The sequence below is a fragment of the Paenarthrobacter nicotinovorans genome (assembly GCF_007670255.1).
In the GTDB taxonomy this organism is placed as follows: Bacteria; Actinomycetota; Actinomycetes; order Actinomycetales; family Micrococcaceae; genus Arthrobacter; species Arthrobacter nicotinovorans_B.
The window spans coordinates 22,910-39,938 of record NZ_SZVS01000017.1; the positions used below are offsets into that span (position 1 = coordinate 22,910).

The following is a 17,029-nucleotide window of genomic DNA, read 5'->3' on the forward strand; positions in this document are numbered from 1 at the left end:
CGAAGTTGTTTCGCCGGGGCAACGGATTTCGTAGAGTGGGGAGGCTAATACTGTCAGCCCCTGCTGCAAAACTTTCTTACGTCACATTAACTCACTCTTTCTAAGGACCCGTGGGCATGCTTGTCACCCTGATACGGCGCTACTCCAAGCCGTATTTGCCGCAGATTGTGGCCGTGCTGATTTTTCAGTTGGCGTCCACCATCGCCACGCTCTACCTTCCCAGCCTCAACGCCAAAATCATTGATGAGGGAGTTTCCCGCGGCGACACCGACTTCATCTGGCGAACCGGTGCGCTCATGCTCGCAGTTGCCCTGGGACAGGTGCTCACAGCCATCATCGCCGTGTACTTCGGCGCCCGCGTCGCGATGGCCATTGGCCGCGACCTCCGCCGCAGCGTGTTCCGCCAGGTCAGCAGTTTTTCGGCCCAAGACGTCAACCGTTTTGGCGCCCCCACCCTGATTACGCGCGGCACCAACGATGTCCAGCAAGTGCAGATGCTGGTGCTGATGGGCCTTAACTTCATGGTTTCGACACCCATCATGTGTGTTGGCGGCATCATCATGGCGCTCCGGGAGGACCTTAGCCTGTCCTGGCTCGTCTGGGTCTCCGTTCCCGTGCTCGTGGCAGTAGTTGGCTACCTCGTGGTCAGGCTGATGCCCCTGTTCCGTTCCATGCAAGCCAAGATCGACGCCATCAACGGCGTACTCCGCGAGCAGATCATCGGTATCCGCGTGGTCCGCGCCTTCGTTCGCGAACCGCACGAGGCCAAACGATTCGGTGACGCAAACCAAGACCTCACTGCCGTGTCGGTGAAGATCGGCAATCTGTTCGTCCTGATGTTCCCGGCCATCGGCATGATCCTGCACCTGTCCACAGCGGCGGTGCTCTGGTTTGGCGGCCAGCGCGTTGATTCGGGCGATATGCAGGTCGGCTCCCTGACGGCCTTCCTGCAGTATCTCCTGCAGATCCTGATGGCCGTCATGATGGGAACGTTCATGGCCATGATGATTCCCCGCGCCTCTGTCTGTGCAGACCGCATTGGCGAAGTCCTAGAGGTCGAGCCCTCCATTCACAACCCGTCTTCTCCCGTGGTGCCGGCACAGAAGAGGGGACACGTGGAGTTCCGCGATGTCACTTTCAAGTACCCGGGGGCCGAGGCGCCTGTATTGAGCAACATCTCCTTCACCGCCGAGCCGGGCAAGACCCTCGCCATCATTGGCTCCACCGGTGCGGGAAAGACAACCCTGGTCTCGCTGCTGCCGCGGCTTTACGACGTCGCCTCCGGTGAGGTACTGCTCGACGGCGTTCCTGTTACCGAAATGGACGCCTCCGAAATCACCAGCCGGGTCTCCGCCGTGCCCCAGAAGCCGTACCTGTTCTCCGGGACCATCGAGCACAACCTGCGTTTCGGCAAGCCCGATGCCACGGACGAGGAACTGTGGGACGCGCTGGAAACCGCCCAGGCCAAGGGCTTTGTGGAAGAGAAGTCCTCCGGCCTGAACCGAAGGATCGCGCAGGGCGGTACCAATGTCTCCGGTGGACAACGCCAGAGGCTGTCCATCGCCAGGGCCCTCGTGACCAAGCCCAACGTTTATCTGTTTGACGATTCTTTTTCGGCGCTGGATGTTGCTACCGATGCCAGGCTTCGAAAGGCCTTGAAGGGCAAGACCAAGGATGCCACGGTCATCATCGTGGCCCAGCGCGTCTCCACCATTGCGGACGCCGACGAAATCCTGGTACTGGACAACGGCCGCATTGTCGACCGGGGAACGCACGACGAACTACTGGAAACCTCACCCACCTACCAGGAAATCGTCGAATCCCAGCTGAGCGTGGAGGAAGTGGCATGAGCGGGCAGGACCAGCAAAAGAAGCGCGGCTGGGCTGCCAAGGCCCAAGCCGCGAAGGACGCCAAGGCAACAGCTGCGGCAGAGGTCGCAACCGAAGCGTTGGATGACGATGACTTCGTTGAGGAAGAGTACGTTCCCTCCGAAGCCGACGGCGGCATGTTCGGGGACGTTCCCGCAAAGAAGGCCAAGGAATTCTGGCCTTCTGCCAAACGGCTGATGGGCCTGCTGAAGCCTGAACGGGTTGGCGTGTTCATAGTGATCGGGCTCGTCATCGTTTCCGTGGTCCTCAACGTGATCGCGCCCAAGGTTTTGGGCAGCGCAATGGACGTCATCTTCGGCGGGGTCATGGGCAAGCAGATTCCGCCGGGCGTTTCCCAGGAGCAGTTTGTCGAGCTCATGCGCCAGCAAGGCCAGGGGAACTTTGCCGACATGGTGTCCAAGATGGAACTCACCAACGGGATTAACTTCTCCAAGCTGACGTTCCTGATCTCAGTGGTGCTCCTCATGTACTTCGTGGCCAACATCTTCCTGTGGGCACAGGGCTGGCTGCTCAACAGGATCGTCATGCGGGTCATCAAGAAACTTCGCGATGACGTCCAGGCCAAGCTCAACCGGCTCCCGCTGAACTACTTCGACACCCGGCAGCGAGGCGACATCCTGTCCCGCGTAACCAACGACGTCGACAACGTCCAGCAGGGCTTGCAGCAGGCGTTCTCGCAGCTGGTCAGTTCAGTACTCACGGTCCTGGGCATTACCGTCATGATGTTCATCGTGTCCTGGGAGTTGGCGCTCATCGCGTTGATCGCGCTGCCGCTGTCCGGTGTCATTGCCGGTGCCATCGGAGCCCGCAGCCAGAAGCTGTTCTCCGCACAGTGGAAGAACACGGGCGCCCTGAACGGCCAGATCGAGGAATCGTTCTCCGGCCACGACCTCGTCAAGGTCTTCGGCCGCGATGCCGACATGCTGACCCGTTTTGATGAGAAGAACGAGGAACTCTACAAAGCATCCTTTGGTGCGCAGTTTGTCTCCGGCATCATCTTCCCGGCCATGAACTTCGTTTCCTACCTGTCCTACGTGGGCATCGCCGTCGTCGGTGGACTCCGCGTTGCCTCCGGTTCCATGAGCCTGGGTGATGCCACGGCCTTCATCCAGTACTCCCGCGAATTCACCCAGCCCCTCGGCCAGATTGCCGGCATGGCCAACATGCTGCAGTCCGGCGTCGCATCCGCGGAGCGGGTGTTCGAGTTCCTGGACGCCGAGGAAGAGATCGAGGAAACCGGCACGCGGCACCTTCCGGCCAAGACCGATGGCCATGTGGAGTTTGAGCACGTCTCGTTCAGCTACGTGGAAGACAAGCCTCTGATTGAGGACCTGTCATTCAGCGCCGAGCCAGGCCACACCGTGGCAATCGTTGGCCCGACAGGTGCCGGCAAGACCACCCTGGTGAACCTGGTAATGCGTTTCTACGAACTCAACTCCGGCCGGATCACCCTGGACGGCGTGGACATCAAGGACCTCACCCGTTCCGAACTCCGGTCAAAGGTCGGAATGGTGCTCCAGGACGCATGGCTGTTCGGCGGCACCATCTACGACAACATCAAGTACGGCAAGCTGGATGCTACCGAAGAGCAGATCATGGAGGCAGCGAAAGCTACCTATGTGGACCGCTTTGTCCGTGCCCTTCCGGACGGTTACCAGACGATCATCGATGAAGAAGGCAACAACGTCAGCGCCGGTGAGAAGCAGCTCATCACCATCGCCCGCGCGTTTGTATCCGACCCTTCATTGCTGATCCTGGACGAAGCCACCAGCTCGGTGGATACGCGAACGGAACTGCTGCTGCAGAAAGCCATGGCCGCGCTCCGTACCGACCGGACCAGCTTCGTGATTGCCCACCGCCTCTCCACCATCCGCGATGCCGATACCATTCTGGTGATGGAGAACGGCCAGATCGTGGAGCAGGGCAACCATACCCAGCTGCTCGCCCTGGAAGGTGCTTACTACGGCTTGTATATGTCCCAGTTCGCTGGAGAGCAAGAGTCTGCGGTGGATGATTCGACGGCGGTGCACAGCTGAGTACGGAATTGACCGAGTCCGTGGAACCCCGGCGCATTGAGGTCCTCGTGCCCATGCGCTGGGGAGACATGGACGCTTACGGACATATTAACAATGTCCAGATTGTCCGCATGCTCGAGGAAGCGCGAATCGCCGCATTCGGACCTCCCCGAGGCGCGGGCCTTCCCGGCGTGGAGCCGCCGGCTGCCCTCTTCAACGACGTTGAGGAGGGCATCATGACCCTCGTGGTGGAGCACAAGGTCCGCTACGTGCGGACGCTGGAATACCGCAACATTCCCGCCGTCGTGGAGATTTGGGTCGGTGCCATCAAGGGTGCCAGTTTCGATCTTCACTACGTCATCAAGGATCCCGTCACCCGGGATGAGTGCGTCAAAGCCAGCACCCATCTGGCCTTTGTCGCCGAGGAGACTGGACGGGTCCTAAGACTCACACCCGGGCAAAAGGAAAAGCTGGAAAGGTATAAGGCCTGACCTTCCCGGCACGTAGAGTTTCAGCATGAAACTTGAAATTGCCGTCGTCAGCGCTGCCGGAGCCGGAGTTGCGGCGTCAGAAGGTGCCGACCGCATCGAGCTTTGCAGCAGCCTGGAGCTCGGCGGCGTCACGCCAAGCCAAGGACTGCTGGAAGCGAGTTTGGAGCACGTGGACGGGCGGCTGGAAATCCATCCGCTGGTTCGCTCCAGACCGGGGGACTTCCTGTACTCGGCATCGGATGTGGACACCATGGTCCATGAAGTCCGGCACCTGCTGTCCCAGGGCGCGCACGGCGTTGTGGTGGGAGCGTTGACACCTTCGGGTGATGTGGACGTTCGCACGGTCCGAAGACTGCTGGAGGCGGCCCGTGAGGCGGACTCCCGGGCTCAAGTGACCTTCCACCGTGCCATCGACCAGTCCCGGGACCCCCTGGCCGCGCTGGATCAGCTCCTGGAACTGGGGTTCACCCGGGTTCTTACCTCCGGTCACGCACCAACGGCCGGGGCGGGTGTTGCCACCCTTGCCAGGATGGTTGAGCGCGCCGGAGGTCCCTTGGAGATCATGGCCGGTGGGGGACTGTCCTTGGAAGACATCCCGGCCATGCGCTCCGCCGGCTTGTCGGCAGTCCACCTTTCAGCCAAGAAGACTGTCTCGACGCTCAGCCAAGGAACGATTTCCCTGGGCTCCCAGGACGGCAGCGATCCCACGGCCTACACCGTCACCGACCGGGAGATTGTGCGCCAAGCCAAAGCGAAACTCAACGCAGTCAACGCCGGCAACTGAAAGCAGCCGAAAGTGTCCTGGTTGTCCAGACGCCGGGCCAGGATTTGGCAGTGAGTGCGCATCGTAATGACTCTTTACAGAGGGCACTCCTGCACCAATGATTGAAGGATTCACCAACTCGGTGGAAAGCCCCAAAGCAACCTTCAGGAGTCCCAGCGATGCCGCTGCCTTCGCCGGTTTCACCGGCCCTCGTTAGCCCGCCGACCACCACAGAAACAAGCGTCATTGCTTCGGGCCATCCGGAGCTGGAATGCGCTGTGGGGGCCTGGGACAAATTCCTTTATGGGAACCACCGGTTCGTGGTCCAGGTTCAGCCCACCAGGACCCTCCACAAGACTGCCGCCCACCGCGTAGTCCTGCCGTGGCGACGGCAGGACGCCGATCCCGCGTCCGTCGAGATCATCGTTGTCTCGGAAGCCACCGGATCCAGGGTTCGCAACGTGGTGGTTGAAGAGGCCACGAGAGAGGCCGGAACCTTGGTGTTCGAGGCCCTGGACGGGCCCGGCATCTACTTTGTCTACTACCTGCCCTACGCCATGCTGGGCAAGCCCCACTATCCCCAGGCGGAGTACCTCCCGCGGCGTCCGGCCGCGGACCCAGCCTGGGCGGCCGCCGTCGGACTTTCGGTGTGGGCGCCAGGTGGGACCGCTGAACTGCCCCGGGCCACAGTCCTTCGATACGAGGCCGCGAGCCGCCGCGACTCCTTCGCGCCCATGAACTTCACCGCCCGTGCCGGGGAATTGGAGCAGCTGCACCTGGAGCATGCCGGGGAGCCCTTCCTGCTGTTTCCAGAAGATCGCTTGAACCCGATTTCCCTGCGTACGGAACTGCCAGCGCACTGGGTGATCAACGGCCCGTCACCTGACTTTCGTGGGGCAGCCCAGGCGGGCGAGGACTACGTCGTCCAGCTCGGTCTCTATGCGCAGGAAGACATCGATGACGTCAGGGTGGAGGTGTCGGGCACGGAAGGGCACTGCATCACCACCGACGGCGTGGACCGCCATGGCCGGCCGTGGTCCGGAAGGAAACAGGGCCGGCCGATGAGGGTCGCGGCAGATACAGTGCAGGCCCTGTACGTGGTCCTTCCGGTACCTGCAGACGCCGCAGGTACGACGCTCGAGGCAGTGCTCACGATCACCGCAGCAAGCCCCTCCACCCCGGAGCACCAGCAGCTGGTCAAGGTCACCTTGGACGTGGCAGCGGACAGCGACCCGGAAATCCTCGCCGGGGGCTTCGGGGATCCGCGCTTCCTGCGGCGGCTGGCCTGGCTGGATTCCACCATGGCCCAGGACGCGGACCTCGTGGCGCCCTTCACTGCCATCACGCTGGATGAGCCCAACAGGACGCTGGGAATCCTGGGCAGGACCCTGCAGCTTTCCGGGACGGGCCTGCCAGCGCAGGTGACGTCCACTTTCACTGGAGCGGTTACGTCAACGGCCGGCCCCGGCGTCGAACTTTTTGACGTTCCCATGCGGTTCGACGTTGGCGGTATCCGCTGGAACCATTCGCCGCTCACTTTCACGGTGGAGGGGCCGGCGAGAGTCAGCTGGCACTGCCGCTGGACCGGCCACGATGACCACGACGCCGCCGTGACCCTGGACGTGAACGGCGTACTCGACGCCGACGGCGCGGTGCAGTTCTCGCTGCAACTGGCGTCGGACGCGCCTGTGGAAGTGCCCGACGTCGGCCTGCAGCTTGGGTTTCATGAGGCAACAGTGCCGTTCGCCATGGGCCTGGGCATCCCCGGTGGCCGGCGACCCGAAAGCATCGACTGGACCTGGGACGTTGCGGACAGGAATCAGGACGCACTATGGCTGGGCGGGGTGAACGCCGGAGTCCAGCTGGCACTGCGGGACGAGCACTACGAACGCCCGCTCAACACCAACTTCTATAAGGAAAAACCGCTGGTGGAGCCGGTGTCGTGGGCCAACCGCCAAGCAGGGGAAGGAGTGGTTCGTGGTGGTGTGGGCCTGCGGACCGGCGAGGGTAAGGTGACGGTGCGCGCCTACAGTGGCGCCCGGACCCTGCAGCCCGCCCAGCCGCTCCATTTCGATTTCAGGCTCCTGCTGACGCCGTTCAAGGTGATCGAACCCGGCAAGCACCTGTCCAAGCGATATTTCCATGAGCCTGCCGAGCCTGCGCACATCAAAGCCGCCGGAGCCACTGTGGTGAACATCCACCACGCCACGGCCCCCGCTCCGTACATCAACGACCCCCTGCTGACGGAGGACTCGCTCCGGGCGTACATCGCTAAATGCCACGAGCAAGGGCTCAAAGCCAAGGTCTACAACACAGTGCGTGAACTCACCTTCCATAGCCCCGAACTGCTTCCATTGCTGCAGCTGGACCATGAGATTTTCAGCGACGGCCCAGGCAAGGGCCATATGTGGCTGCAGGAGCACGCAGGCAGCGGCTACGTCTCGGCGTGGTTCGCCCCCAATGTGGACGACATCGCCGTGGTCACCACGGGCCAGTCCCGCTGGGAGAACTTCTACGTGCGCAGCCTCGCCGAACTTGCCAAGGGGGAAGACGGCATTGACGGCATCTACCTGGACGACATCGCCTATGACCGCCACGCAATGCTCCGGGTCCGCAAAGTCCTGGAGAGAGCCTGCCTGGACCGGGGGACCGAGGGCCCGGAAATAGACCTCCATTCCGCCAACCAATTCACGGCCCACGACGGTTACGCCTCTTCGGCCAACCTGTACATGGAGCAGTTGCCCTATGTGGACCGGCTGTGGCTGGGGGAGTACTTCGACTACGACGGCACAGGCCCGGACTATTGGCTGGTGGAACTGTCCGGGATCCCGTTCGGCCTCATGGGCGAAATGCTCGAAGGCGGCGGCAATCCCTGGCGCGGCATGGTGTTCGGCATGACGGGCAGGGCGCCGGCCGTGGACAACCGTGCCTTGTGGGAGTTCTGGGCAGAGCACGGGCTCGAGCAAGCGCAGATGCATGGCTTCTGGGATTCCCAGGCGCCGGTGAGGACCAACCATCCCGATGTCCTGGCCACCACGTGGATTTCCGGGGACAAGGCAGTGGTGGCGTTGGCTTCCTGGGCCGAGGAGACTGTGCACGTGAGCTTGAACTTCGACGCCGGATCGGCCCACCTCGCGTCCCTGCCCCTCGAGGCCCCGGCGATCCGTGGCTTCCAATCCGCAGCGAGCCATGGGCCCGCCGAAACAATGACCATCGAGCCGCAGCGCGGCGTCCTCTTGACGATCGGATTCTGACGTGCCAAGCACCGCAACCTCCACCCTCACCGTCACCACCATCGCCCTGACCATGGCCGAACTCGGTCCGCTGAACCCGCTTCCCGTTGTCGCAGCCGAACTCGACCAGCCCTACACCGTGGGAGACGGCGTGCCGGAGGCACTCCAGGCCTCGACCCGCTATGGAGTCGTGCCGAACGTGTACCCGTACCTCATGCAGGACGGCTACAGCCGCGACGCCGCACCCAGGGAGGTGCCCGCCGTCGTGCTTGAAAACAGCAAGCTCAAGGTGACGGTCCTGCCGTCGCTGGGTGGCCGTATCTGGGAGATCTTTGACAAGGCGACCGGCAAGCAGCTCCTGCACACCCACGATGCCCCGCAGCTGGCCAACATCGCACTGCGAAAGGCCTGGTTCGCCGGCGGTTTGGAGTGGAACATCGGCACCCGCGGGCACTCGCCCACCAGTTGCGACCCCCTGCACACGGCGATCGTGCACACTCCGGACGGCAAACATGTCCTGCGCATGTGGGAGTACGAGCGGCTCCGGGAGGTTGTGTTCCAGGTGGACATCTGGCTGCCGGCGGATTCTCCCGTGGTGTTCGCCGCGGTCCGGATCCGAAACCCGAACGACCACGATGTGCCGATGTATTGGTGGAGCAACGCCGCGATCCCGGAAACTGACCGTACCCGCGTGATCGCCCCGGCCCAGGAAGCGTTCGGCAGCGACTACGCCACCGACATCACCCGCGTCCGTCCCACCGCCCACGAGGGCTATGACGGCACCTGGCTGGTCAACAACCCGCATGCGGCGGATTTCTTCTTCGACATCGACCCCTCCGAGCGTCGCTGGGTGGTGGCAGCGGACGACGACGGCGACGGGCTGGCGATGCTGTCCACGGGGCTCCTGCGGGGAAAGAAGCTCTTCGTGTGGGGTCAAGGCCAAGGCGGCAAACGTTGGCAGGAATGGCTGAGCCCGGGAGCAGGTCCCTATGCGGAGATCCAGGCCGGCCTGGCGCAGACCCAGTTCGAGCACTTGGTGATGCCGGCGGGGGCGGAGTGGGCGTGGGTTGAGGCGTATGGCAACGGCCATCTGGATGCCGGGACCTCGCACGGCACCGATTGGGATGCTGCCGTCGCCCACGCCGGAGAACGTCTGGAGGACCTCCTTGCCCACGCCGAACTTGAGGCAATGCTCCCTGCAGCGATCAGCAACGCAGACGTGCCGCCGTCGAAAATGCTGTTGGTGGGAAGCGGCTGGGGTGTCGTGGAGCGGGCGCGGCGTCGGCGCCTGGGCTTGGAGTGGGTGGATGAGAGCGGGACGCCGTTCGTGGACGAAAGCATCACAGGGGATCAGGAACCGTGGCTCGGGCTGCTGAAGGGACAAGCGTTCGACGGCGCCCCCAGTTACGTTGCCGGGGTGGACTGGGAAGAGTTGCTCGCAATGCAGGACAACCCTGAGGGGCTTTTCCAGCTGGCCACTATGCGCCATGCCAGGCAGGACCTTGCCGGCGCGAAGGAAGGCTACCGGGAGGTCCTGGAAGCCAAGGGTGTCCGGCGTCGGACCCGGGCTTTGGCGCACCGCGGACTGGGCTTGGCCCTGCTGGCGTCGGGGCAGGACGAAGAAGGCCTCGCCGAACTCCGGACAGCCGTTGAAACCGATTCGACTGCCACCGCCTTACTGCTGGAAGCGGTGACGCTGAGCATCCGGCACGGCGACCCCGTCATGGCGCTGGACCTGGTGGAGTCGGCACCCAGCGGGGGACCCGCCGTCGGGCGCTTGCGGTTCCTCAGGGCGCTGGCGCTCGCCAGGGGCGGGCACGGAGCCGAGGCCGCAGCGATCCTGCGTGAGGGCGTCGAGGTTCCGGATCTCCGTGAGGGAGAGGATGCCATCGCGGCACTCTGGGAGGAAGTGTGCCCGGAGGAGCCGGTGCCTGCGGCCTACCAATTCGGGATGCATTAGCACGGAAAGCTTGTGGATATCCAGATGCTTGGTTAAACCAAACAAGGTAAGTTGGCAGGGTGATTCCCTCCTTGAAACCTGCCATTGACCGCGCCCCCGGAGTCTCCAAAGAGATCGAGGACGCAGCGTGGTATGTGCTCGGTCCGGCGCTTCACGGCAAACCCTCGGCGCTGGACGGCCGCACACTCACCTGGACTGCGGATGCTGCTGCCGAGCTGCTGGAAAGGCTCGAGCGCGGCGTTGAGGATTCCAAGGCGCCCATGATGACCAACCTGCGGCAAAACCTGGAAGGCGCCTCCCGGGAAGCCAAGCTGTTGGCCGTGGAATTGTTGTTCCTCCAGTCGTTGCCGCTGGCCCACGAGGTCAAATCGCTCAGGGTCAAACGCGCCCGCGTGGCCGAGGCGGCGTCCTGGGTTGAGCCACCCATCGAGCTTCCGGAAGAGCTGTACCAGGGCATGACGGACCACGGCGTGATCCGTGACCGCACTGCCGAGTTCAACTGGACCATCTGGGACCACCTGAAATGGCTGTGCCGCTTCGTCGCCCACGTGGACAGCCAGAGCACGGAGACCATCAACCGGGCACTGAGCGACCCGCACGCATTCCACGAACTCGCAGCCGCCACCCCGGACGACCAACCTGCCCTGCGCCGCAGCATCGAGTACCTGGTGTGGCCCAGCTACTTCGAGCCCGTGGTGGCCGACGTGGAACGCCAGGAGATCCGGGACGCCTTTGCCTCGTTGGTGGGCGGTGCCAAGGGCGACACGGATGAGGACATCACCGCCGACATCCACCGCATCCGCCTGCACTTGGACGAGCAAGCCGGGCAGCGTATCGACTGGTACGCCCGCCAGTTGGTCAGCCAGTGGCGCAAGGTGGGGGATCCGGGGCGCCGGTCATGGCTGCTGCGCACCCACCACGACAACGCGGAACTGCTCGCTTCCTGGGTTGCCGAGGAAAAGGCCACCCTGGATGTCCAGCACCTGCGTACTTTGACCGCGGGAGTCACTGCCGGGGTAGTGCAGCACGCAGTGGACGAGGACTACAAACACCTCGGCTATGTCGAACGCGAAGACATGAAAACGGCCGTGTTCGCCTTCCTCACGGTCATGAAGCCGGGCGACCTGACCTTGTACCAGCACGCCGGCCGCGTGCGTGTGGGAGTGGTCCTTGGCGAGCCCGAGCACGACGAGGACAACCGCCGCATCCGCCGCAAGGTCCGCTGGTTCGATGACAGCTACGCCATTCCGGAACTGCCACGCCACGCGCAGCGGCAGCTGTCCACCCCCGGCATCCTCGTGGACGTCACCAGGGTCATACAGGCACTCCAGGAACTGCTCCCCGTGGAGGCCGAAACCGACGGTGAGGACGAGGCCCCGCCGACGGTCGCCGTCGAGGTCGTCCAGCAAGGGTTCCGTCCCCTGACCGAAGAGTTCGCGGCCTCGCTGCACATGGACCTGGAGCCGCTGCAGGAGATCGCGGAACTGCTCGAAGAGAACCGCCAGCTGGTCCTTTATGGCCCTCCGGGTACCGGCAAGACCTACCTCGCCAAGCACTTGGCTGCGGAGCTTGCCGGCGACCATACGGACGAACGCGTGAAGCTGGTGCAGTTCCATCCTTCATACGCGTACGAGGACTTCTTTGAAGGGTACCGGCCCGACAAGACCGACGACGGCCAGGTCTCCTTCAAGCTCGTGGCCGGACCCTTGAGGCGGCTCGCGGAGGAGGCCGCCAAGCCGGAGAACGCCCACAAACCGTACTTCCTGATCATCGACGAAATGAACCGTGCCAACCTGGCCAAGGTCTTCGGCGAGCTGTACTTCCTGCTGGAGTACCGGGACGACCGCATCTACCTGCAGTACAGCCCGAATGAGCCCTTCAGCCTGCCGGACAACCTGTACATCATTGGCACCATGAACACCGCTGACCGCTCCATCGCCATGATGGACGCGGCCATCCGACGCCGCTTCGCTTTCATTGAACTGCACCCGAAGGTTGAACCGGTCCGCGGCTCGCTGCGCCGTTTCCTGGAAGCCCGCGGCTTGGACACGCTGAACGCGGACCTGCTGGATGCCCTCAACGACGCGATCGACGACTGGGACCGCGACCTCATGATCGGACCGTCGTACTTCATGAAGAACGCCGCGCAGAACCCCGCCGGCCTGCGCCGCATCTGGAAGTACGAGCTCATGCCACTGCTGGAGGAGCACTACCACGGGCAACTGAACCGCGCCCAGTTGGAAGAACGCTTCGGCCTTGACCAGTTGCTGGGACGTCTTGGCGACCGCTAACGCCATCCCCCCGAGGCCGGCAAGGGCACCGGCCAGTGCCAGGAAACCCACCACCGGGCCCCGGCATATCGTCATGGACGAGCTCTCCGGCGGGGTGGTGGAAAAACTCGATGCCGAGTCCGCGGCCTTCATCAACACCAGTGGGCTGGCCAAGGCCTCGCCGATGGGCATGGGCCTGTACCGCATTGAACCCGCGGGCAAGGTGGGCTCCGTGCGGACCGCCACCATCCAGTTGGAGGTCCGTCCCAAAGACCGGCTGGGCCTGAACCGCCTGCTGTTCCTGCTCAGCTACGCCGGCGACCAAGGCTTCCGCGACCACTCCGTGGAAGCCGTGGAGCACCCGGACCTGTGGAGTGCGCTCGCCGAGTCCCTGGCCCAGCTGGCGGACAAAGCCCTGAGCCGGGGAGTGCTGCAGGGCTACCTCAACGTGGAGGAATCGTTGCGGACCGTCAAGGGCCGGATCCGCATCTCGGACCAGATCTCCCGGCGGCCTGGAATGCTGGTGCCACTGGAAGTTTCCTACGACGAATTCACCGAGGACATCGCCGAAAACCGCATCCTCCGAGCCGCCTTGGAACGCATGGGACAGGTTCCGGGAGTCCGGCCCGACGTCTTGAGCCGCCTGCGGCAGCTTAAGGGAAAGCTCGACGCCGTCACCCGCCTCCAGCCCGGTGCGCCGCTGCCGCCGTGGCGGGCCAGCCGCATGAATCTTCGTTTCCATGCAGCGCTTCGATTGGCCGAAGTCATCCTCCGCAACGGCTCCGCGGAGGCTGGCCAGGGCAAACAGCGCACGGCATCGTTCGTGGTGGACATGGCACAGGTGTTCGAAGAGTTCGTGGGGACCGCCCTCCGGAGCGCCATGAGCGCTTATCCGGGGGAGATGCGACTCCAGTACGGCGCCCTCCTCAACGAAGCCGTCCGGGATTCCGACCGGTTGACTGTGAGGCCTGATGCCGTGCATTTCCTGGGCGGCCGCCCCGTGGTGGTGTACGACTCCAAGTACAAAGCGGCGTCCGACGCCGGGGCCTCCCTCAGCGCGGACCACTACCAGTTGCTGGCCTACTGCACGGCCCTGCGGGTTCCCACGGCCTGGCTGGTGTACGCCGGAGCCGGGGAAGTGAAACTGCGGCGCATCCTGAACACCGACATCGACATCGTTGAGTATCCACTGGACCTGTCCCGCCCGCCATCGGAAATCCTGGCAGCCGTGGCTGACCTCGCGGAACAGTCGTGGGGCGAAGTAGTACGCCAGGCTGTGGCGGGACGCTCGGCGTCGGACTAGCCTGAGAAGTACACCGTTCGCCGATAGGAGGCACTATGGCCGGCAAGAAGTCGTGGCGGGATATGAGCAAGGGGCAGCGCGTATCCGTGGTGCTCAGTGGTGCAGTGAACCTGGCGTTGCTGGTTGCCGCCCAGCGCAGCCTCGGCCGGACTCCCGACTCACAAATCCGGGGCAAGAAGGCGCTGTGGCGTGCGGCGTCGTTCATCAATTTCTTTGGCCCGGTCAGCTACTTCCTCTTTGGTCGGCGTCGCGAATCCGGGCTGGTAGGCGGTACACCCGCCACACGGTAGGGCTAGGCGGGCATCTTCACGGTGAAGGTGGTTCCCTGTCCGGGCACGCTTTCCAGGGTGATGGTTCCGCCGTGGGCTTCGACGATGGCTTTGCTGATGGGCAGGCCCAGCCCGACACCGGGGATGGCGCTTTTACGGACACTTCCGGCGCGGAAGAATTTGGTGAAGGCCTCAGCCTGTTCTTCTTCGCTCATGCCCATGCCAGTGTCGCTGACCCGGCAGAAGATAAAGTCGTCATCCTCCCAGGCGGCGACTTCAACATCGCCGCCGTCGGGGGAGTATTTGATGGCATTGGAGACCAGGTTGTCCAGCACCTGGGCCAGGCGGGAAGAGTCCACGCGGGCTTCGAGGGCCTCGGGAAGGTCCATCGAGAGCTTTATGCCGGCTTTTGCTGCTCGGGGTTCGGCGGAGGTGACACTGCCACGAACGAGCTCCGCTACGTCTGCCGTGTGCCGTTGAATGACGATTTGGCCTGACCGCACAGCCAACAGGTCGGACACCAGGGTAAGCAGCCGCTCCGCATTGCGCTTGACGATGTCGAGTTGCTTGCGCGAATGGCTGTCCAAAGTGTTGGCGTCGTCCAGGATCAGCTCGACGTAGCCCAGGATGGATGTCAGCGGGGTGCGGAACTCGTGGGAGACGTTGGCGACGAACTCGTCCTTGGCTGCCAAAGCGTTTACGAGGTCGGTGACGTCGCTGAAAACAACCACGGAGCCGGCGAACTTGCCGTCGTCGTCGAGCATGGGGCGGGCGCTGGTGGTGAAGGCCCGCTGCTCGGGGCCAGTACCAAGCCACACCAATTGGTCGGTGAAGCGTTCGCCCAGGACAGCCCGCCGTACCGGCCGCCGATCCGGAGGGAGGGGCGTCGTCCTGTCCGTGTCGAAGACCAACAGCTCGGACTCGTTGGGATCGGCATTGTCCGCCGGGGTGGCCAAAGCATGGCTGTGGCGCTGGCGCCGGTTCATGAGGATGTCGTGCCCGTCGCCGTCAACGGCCACCACGCCTAGAGGCAGGGCTTCCATGACCGTGTTCAGCAAACGTTCCTGTTTGGTGCTGATGTCCAGGGCTTCCTTCAGTGCCTCATCTTTTTGCTCGAGCGCCCGCTGCTGACGGACCATGCTCAGGGTCAGGACACTCACTGAGACGCCGATGCCAAGGATCAGGATCGGGAAGAGCAATGGTTTGGTGAGTGCCTGCTCGCTGACCTGGTCATGGACGAACACCGGGATCCAGACAATACCGAGCGGACCCAAAAAGGACAGTGCTATTGCCAGCCGCGGGTACAGCCCGGAAGCACACAGCCAGATGACGGGCAACACCACCAGCACACTGAGGCCCGTGAGCGCTTCTTGCCCTCCCTCACGGCCGAAGCCGATGGACACCATGTCCAGGATCGGGATGGTGAGGAAGCTGGCAAAGGGCAACCTGTGCCAGGGAATCGCAATGCACAGGCCCAAAAGAAGGGCCTGGCTTAGCAGGAAGACCAGGAACAGCGGGTTCTCAAGGGTGGCGGGGAAAAACAGCCACACCAGAATGGCCGAGATACAGACACACACCGATAACGGCAATTGGCTGAGGACAACCCGCATCCGCAGGGTATGTTCATGGAACGAGCGCTGAAAAACCAGCAATTTCTTCTTTTCACCAATATCCCACGCTGAGGGTTGGGTCATGGCACAACCACCACGTGTGCGGAAGAAATTCGGTTCATGAGATCAGCCTAACCATAACGGATATACTTCTGAGGTTATCGAAGGGGCTGAGGGGCAGCGATGAGTGAAGTACGTGTGGGGCTGGTTATCGAAGATGACCAGGATATTCGCGAATTGGTGCGGGTTGTTCTTTCCCAGGCAGGGTTTGACGTTCACACAGCGTCCACTGGTTCAGCAGGCGTGACGTATGCCCGCCAGCTCAACCCCGACGTCATCACCTTGGACCTTGGCCTGCCCGACATCGATGGTTTCGAGGTCGCACGGCAGATCCGCAAGTCCTCGGACGCGTACATCATCATGCTCACGGCCCGTGCCGAGGAGCTCGATACGCTCATGGGCTTGGAAGCCGGTGGCGACGATTACCTCACCAAGCCGTTCAGGCCGCGCGAGTTGCGCGCGCGTGTGGAGGCCATGATGCGGAGGCCACGGTCGTCGTCGGACGTCAAGAGCGCGCCGGAAGCAGCCGATCCCGAGCTCGTGCACAACGGCCTGGCCGTTTCAGCCGGTTCACGTACCGCGACGCTGAACGGGACCGAGCTGAAGCTCACCCGCACGGAATTCGACCTCCTGCTGGCGCTGTTGGAAACCGGCCGGATCGTGCGGACCAAGGCCGATCTTGCACGTCGCCTCCGCAATGAACCGTACGACGTCGGCAGTTACGTCAGCGACGCGGACGAACGCGCGGTTGAGGTGCACATGGGCAACCTGCGCAAGAAGCTCGGTGACAGCATCCAAAACCCGCGCTGGCTGGAAACTGTCCGCGGTGTTGGCTACAGGCTCGCGCCCTCGATCCAGAGCAACTAAACCCGGGTGGGTTCCGCCTGGATGACCGGGTGGTCCGTCCCGGGCAGCGAGCGCCCGGGGCCGTCGTCGAAGAATTCCGCATTGGCCCGGACGTAGTCTGACCATTCGTCGGGGACGTCATCTGAGAAGTAGATGGCTTCCACAGGGCACACGGGATCGCACGCCCCGCAGTCCACGCATTCGGACGGGTGGATGTAGAGGGAACGCGCGCCCTCGTAGATGCAATCGACAGGGCATTCATTGATGCACGCCTTGTCTTTCACATCCACGCAGGGCTGCGCGATCACGTAACTCATACT

12 protein-coding genes are annotated in these 17,029 nt (G+C 63.3%); 10 read left to right on the forward strand and 2 right to left on the reverse strand.

What is annotated here, in order from left to right; genetic code table 11:
• Positions 1-116: 116 nt before the first annotated feature.
• The 9 genes from FDP28_RS19495 to FDP28_RS19535 all read left to right on the forward strand — a co-directional run bounded on the left by FDP28_RS19495 (position 117) and on the right by FDP28_RS19535 (position 14,214).
• Positions 117-1,850: an ABC transporter ATP-binding protein gene (locus FDP28_RS19495; RefSeq protein WP_144663257.1), complete on the forward strand. Its 1,734-nt coding sequence runs from the start codon at positions 117-119 to the stop codon at positions 1,848-1,850.
• Complete coding sequence (locus FDP28_RS19500) at positions 1,847-3,925, forward strand: ABC transporter ATP-binding protein (RefSeq protein WP_144663258.1); 2,079 nt, start codon at positions 1,847-1,849, stop codon at positions 3,923-3,925. The genes FDP28_RS19495 and FDP28_RS19500 overlap by 4 nt, the downstream gene beginning before the upstream one ends.
• A gap of 53 nt (positions 3,926-3,978) precedes the next feature.
• Entirely contained in the window at positions 3,979-4,395 is a 417-nt protein-coding gene (locus tag FDP28_RS19505) for an acyl-CoA thioesterase (RefSeq protein ID WP_144663281.1), read from the forward strand.
• Positions 4,396-4,420: 25 nt separating this feature from the next.
• Positions 4,421-5,179: a copper homeostasis protein CutC gene (locus tag FDP28_RS19510; RefSeq protein WP_144663259.1), complete on the forward strand. Its 759-nt coding sequence runs from the start codon at positions 4,421-4,423 to the stop codon at positions 5,177-5,179.
• A 158-nt stretch (positions 5,180-5,337) separates the two neighbouring features.
• Complete coding sequence (locus FDP28_RS19515) at positions 5,338-8,412, forward strand: glycoside hydrolase domain-containing protein (protein WP_144663260.1); 3,075 nt, start codon at positions 5,338-5,340, stop codon at positions 8,410-8,412.
• 1 nt (position 8,413) lies between these two features.
• Positions 8,414-10,351 carry a DUF5107 domain-containing protein gene (locus tag FDP28_RS19520; RefSeq protein ID WP_260842548.1) on the forward strand — a complete coding sequence of 646 codons (1,938 nt, stop codon included), beginning with the start codon at positions 8,414-8,416 and terminating at the stop codon, positions 10,349-10,351.
• Positions 10,352-10,410: 59 nt separating this feature from the next.
• Positions 10,411-12,642, forward strand: a complete 2,232-nt coding sequence (locus FDP28_RS19525) for an McrB family protein (RefSeq protein WP_144663261.1) — start codon at positions 10,411-10,413, stop codon at positions 12,640-12,642.
• Between the two features lie 73 nt (positions 12,643-12,715).
• Positions 12,716-13,924 carry a 5-methylcytosine restriction system specificity protein McrC gene (locus FDP28_RS19530; RefSeq protein ID WP_144663262.1) on the forward strand — a complete coding sequence of 403 codons (1,209 nt, stop codon included), beginning with the start codon at positions 12,716-12,718 and terminating at the stop codon, positions 13,922-13,924.
• A gap of 35 nt (positions 13,925-13,959) precedes the next feature.
• A complete protein-coding gene (locus FDP28_RS19535; protein WP_144663263.1) occupies positions 13,960-14,214 on the forward strand; it encodes a PLDc N-terminal domain-containing protein in 255 nt (84 codons plus the stop codon).
• Between the two features lie 2 nt (positions 14,215-14,216).
• On the opposite strand, the gene FDP28_RS19540 is transcribed toward FDP28_RS19535, so the two are convergent.
• On the reverse strand, positions 14,217-15,887 hold the full coding sequence (locus FDP28_RS19540) for a sensor histidine kinase (protein ID WP_144663264.1): 1,671 nt from the start codon (positions 15,885-15,887) through the stop codon (positions 14,217-14,219).
• Between the two features lie 99 nt (positions 15,888-15,986).
• Here FDP28_RS19540 and FDP28_RS19545 point away from each other — a divergent pair, with 99 nt between their 5' ends.
• Entirely contained in the window at positions 15,987-16,730 is a 744-nt protein-coding gene (locus FDP28_RS19545) for a response regulator transcription factor (RefSeq protein WP_144663265.1), read from the forward strand.
• On the opposite strand, the gene fdxA is transcribed toward FDP28_RS19545, so the two are convergent.
• A complete protein-coding gene (fdxA, locus tag FDP28_RS19550; RefSeq protein ID WP_144663266.1) occupies positions 16,727-17,026 on the reverse strand; it encodes a ferredoxin in 300 nt (99 codons plus the stop codon). The genes FDP28_RS19545 and fdxA overlap by 4 nt on opposite strands.
• Positions 17,027-17,029: the final 3 nt, after the last annotated feature.

Bases quoted from the DNA above. Each gene is read 5' to 3' on its own strand.
- FDP28_RS19530 (WP_144663262.1), top strand. From the start codon at position 12,716: ATGGACGAGCTCTCCGGCGGGGTGGTGGAAAAACTCGATGCCGAGTCC.
- FDP28_RS19505 (WP_144663281.1), top strand. From the start codon at position 3,979: ATGCGCTGGGGAGACATGGACGCTTACGGACATATTAACAATGTCCAG.
- FDP28_RS19495 (WP_144663257.1), top strand. From the start codon at position 117: ATGCTTGTCACCCTGATACGGCGCTACTCCAAGCCGTATTTGCCGCAG.
- FDP28_RS19500 (WP_144663258.1), top strand. From the start codon at position 1,847: ATGAGCGGGCAGGACCAGCAAAAGAAGCGCGGCTGGGCTGCCAAGGCC.
- FDP28_RS19545 (WP_144663265.1), top strand. From the start codon at position 15,987: ATGAGTGAAGTACGTGTGGGGCTGGTTATCGAAGATGACCAGGATATT.
- fdxA (WP_144663266.1), bottom strand. From the start codon at position 17,026: ATGAGTTACGTGATCGCGCAGCCCTGCGTGGATGTGAAAGACAAGGCG.
- FDP28_RS19515 (WP_144663260.1), top strand. From the start codon at position 5,338: ATGCCGCTGCCTTCGCCGGTTTCACCGGCCCTCGTTAGCCCGCCGACC.
- FDP28_RS19510 (WP_144663259.1), top strand. From the start codon at position 4,421: ATGAAACTTGAAATTGCCGTCGTCAGCGCTGCCGGAGCCGGAGTTGCG.
- FDP28_RS19535 (WP_144663263.1), top strand. From the start codon at position 13,960: ATGGCCGGCAAGAAGTCGTGGCGGGATATGAGCAAGGGGCAGCGCGTA.
- FDP28_RS19540 (WP_144663264.1), bottom strand. From the start codon at position 15,887: ATGACCCAACCCTCAGCGTGGGATATTGGTGAAAAGAAGAAATTGCTG.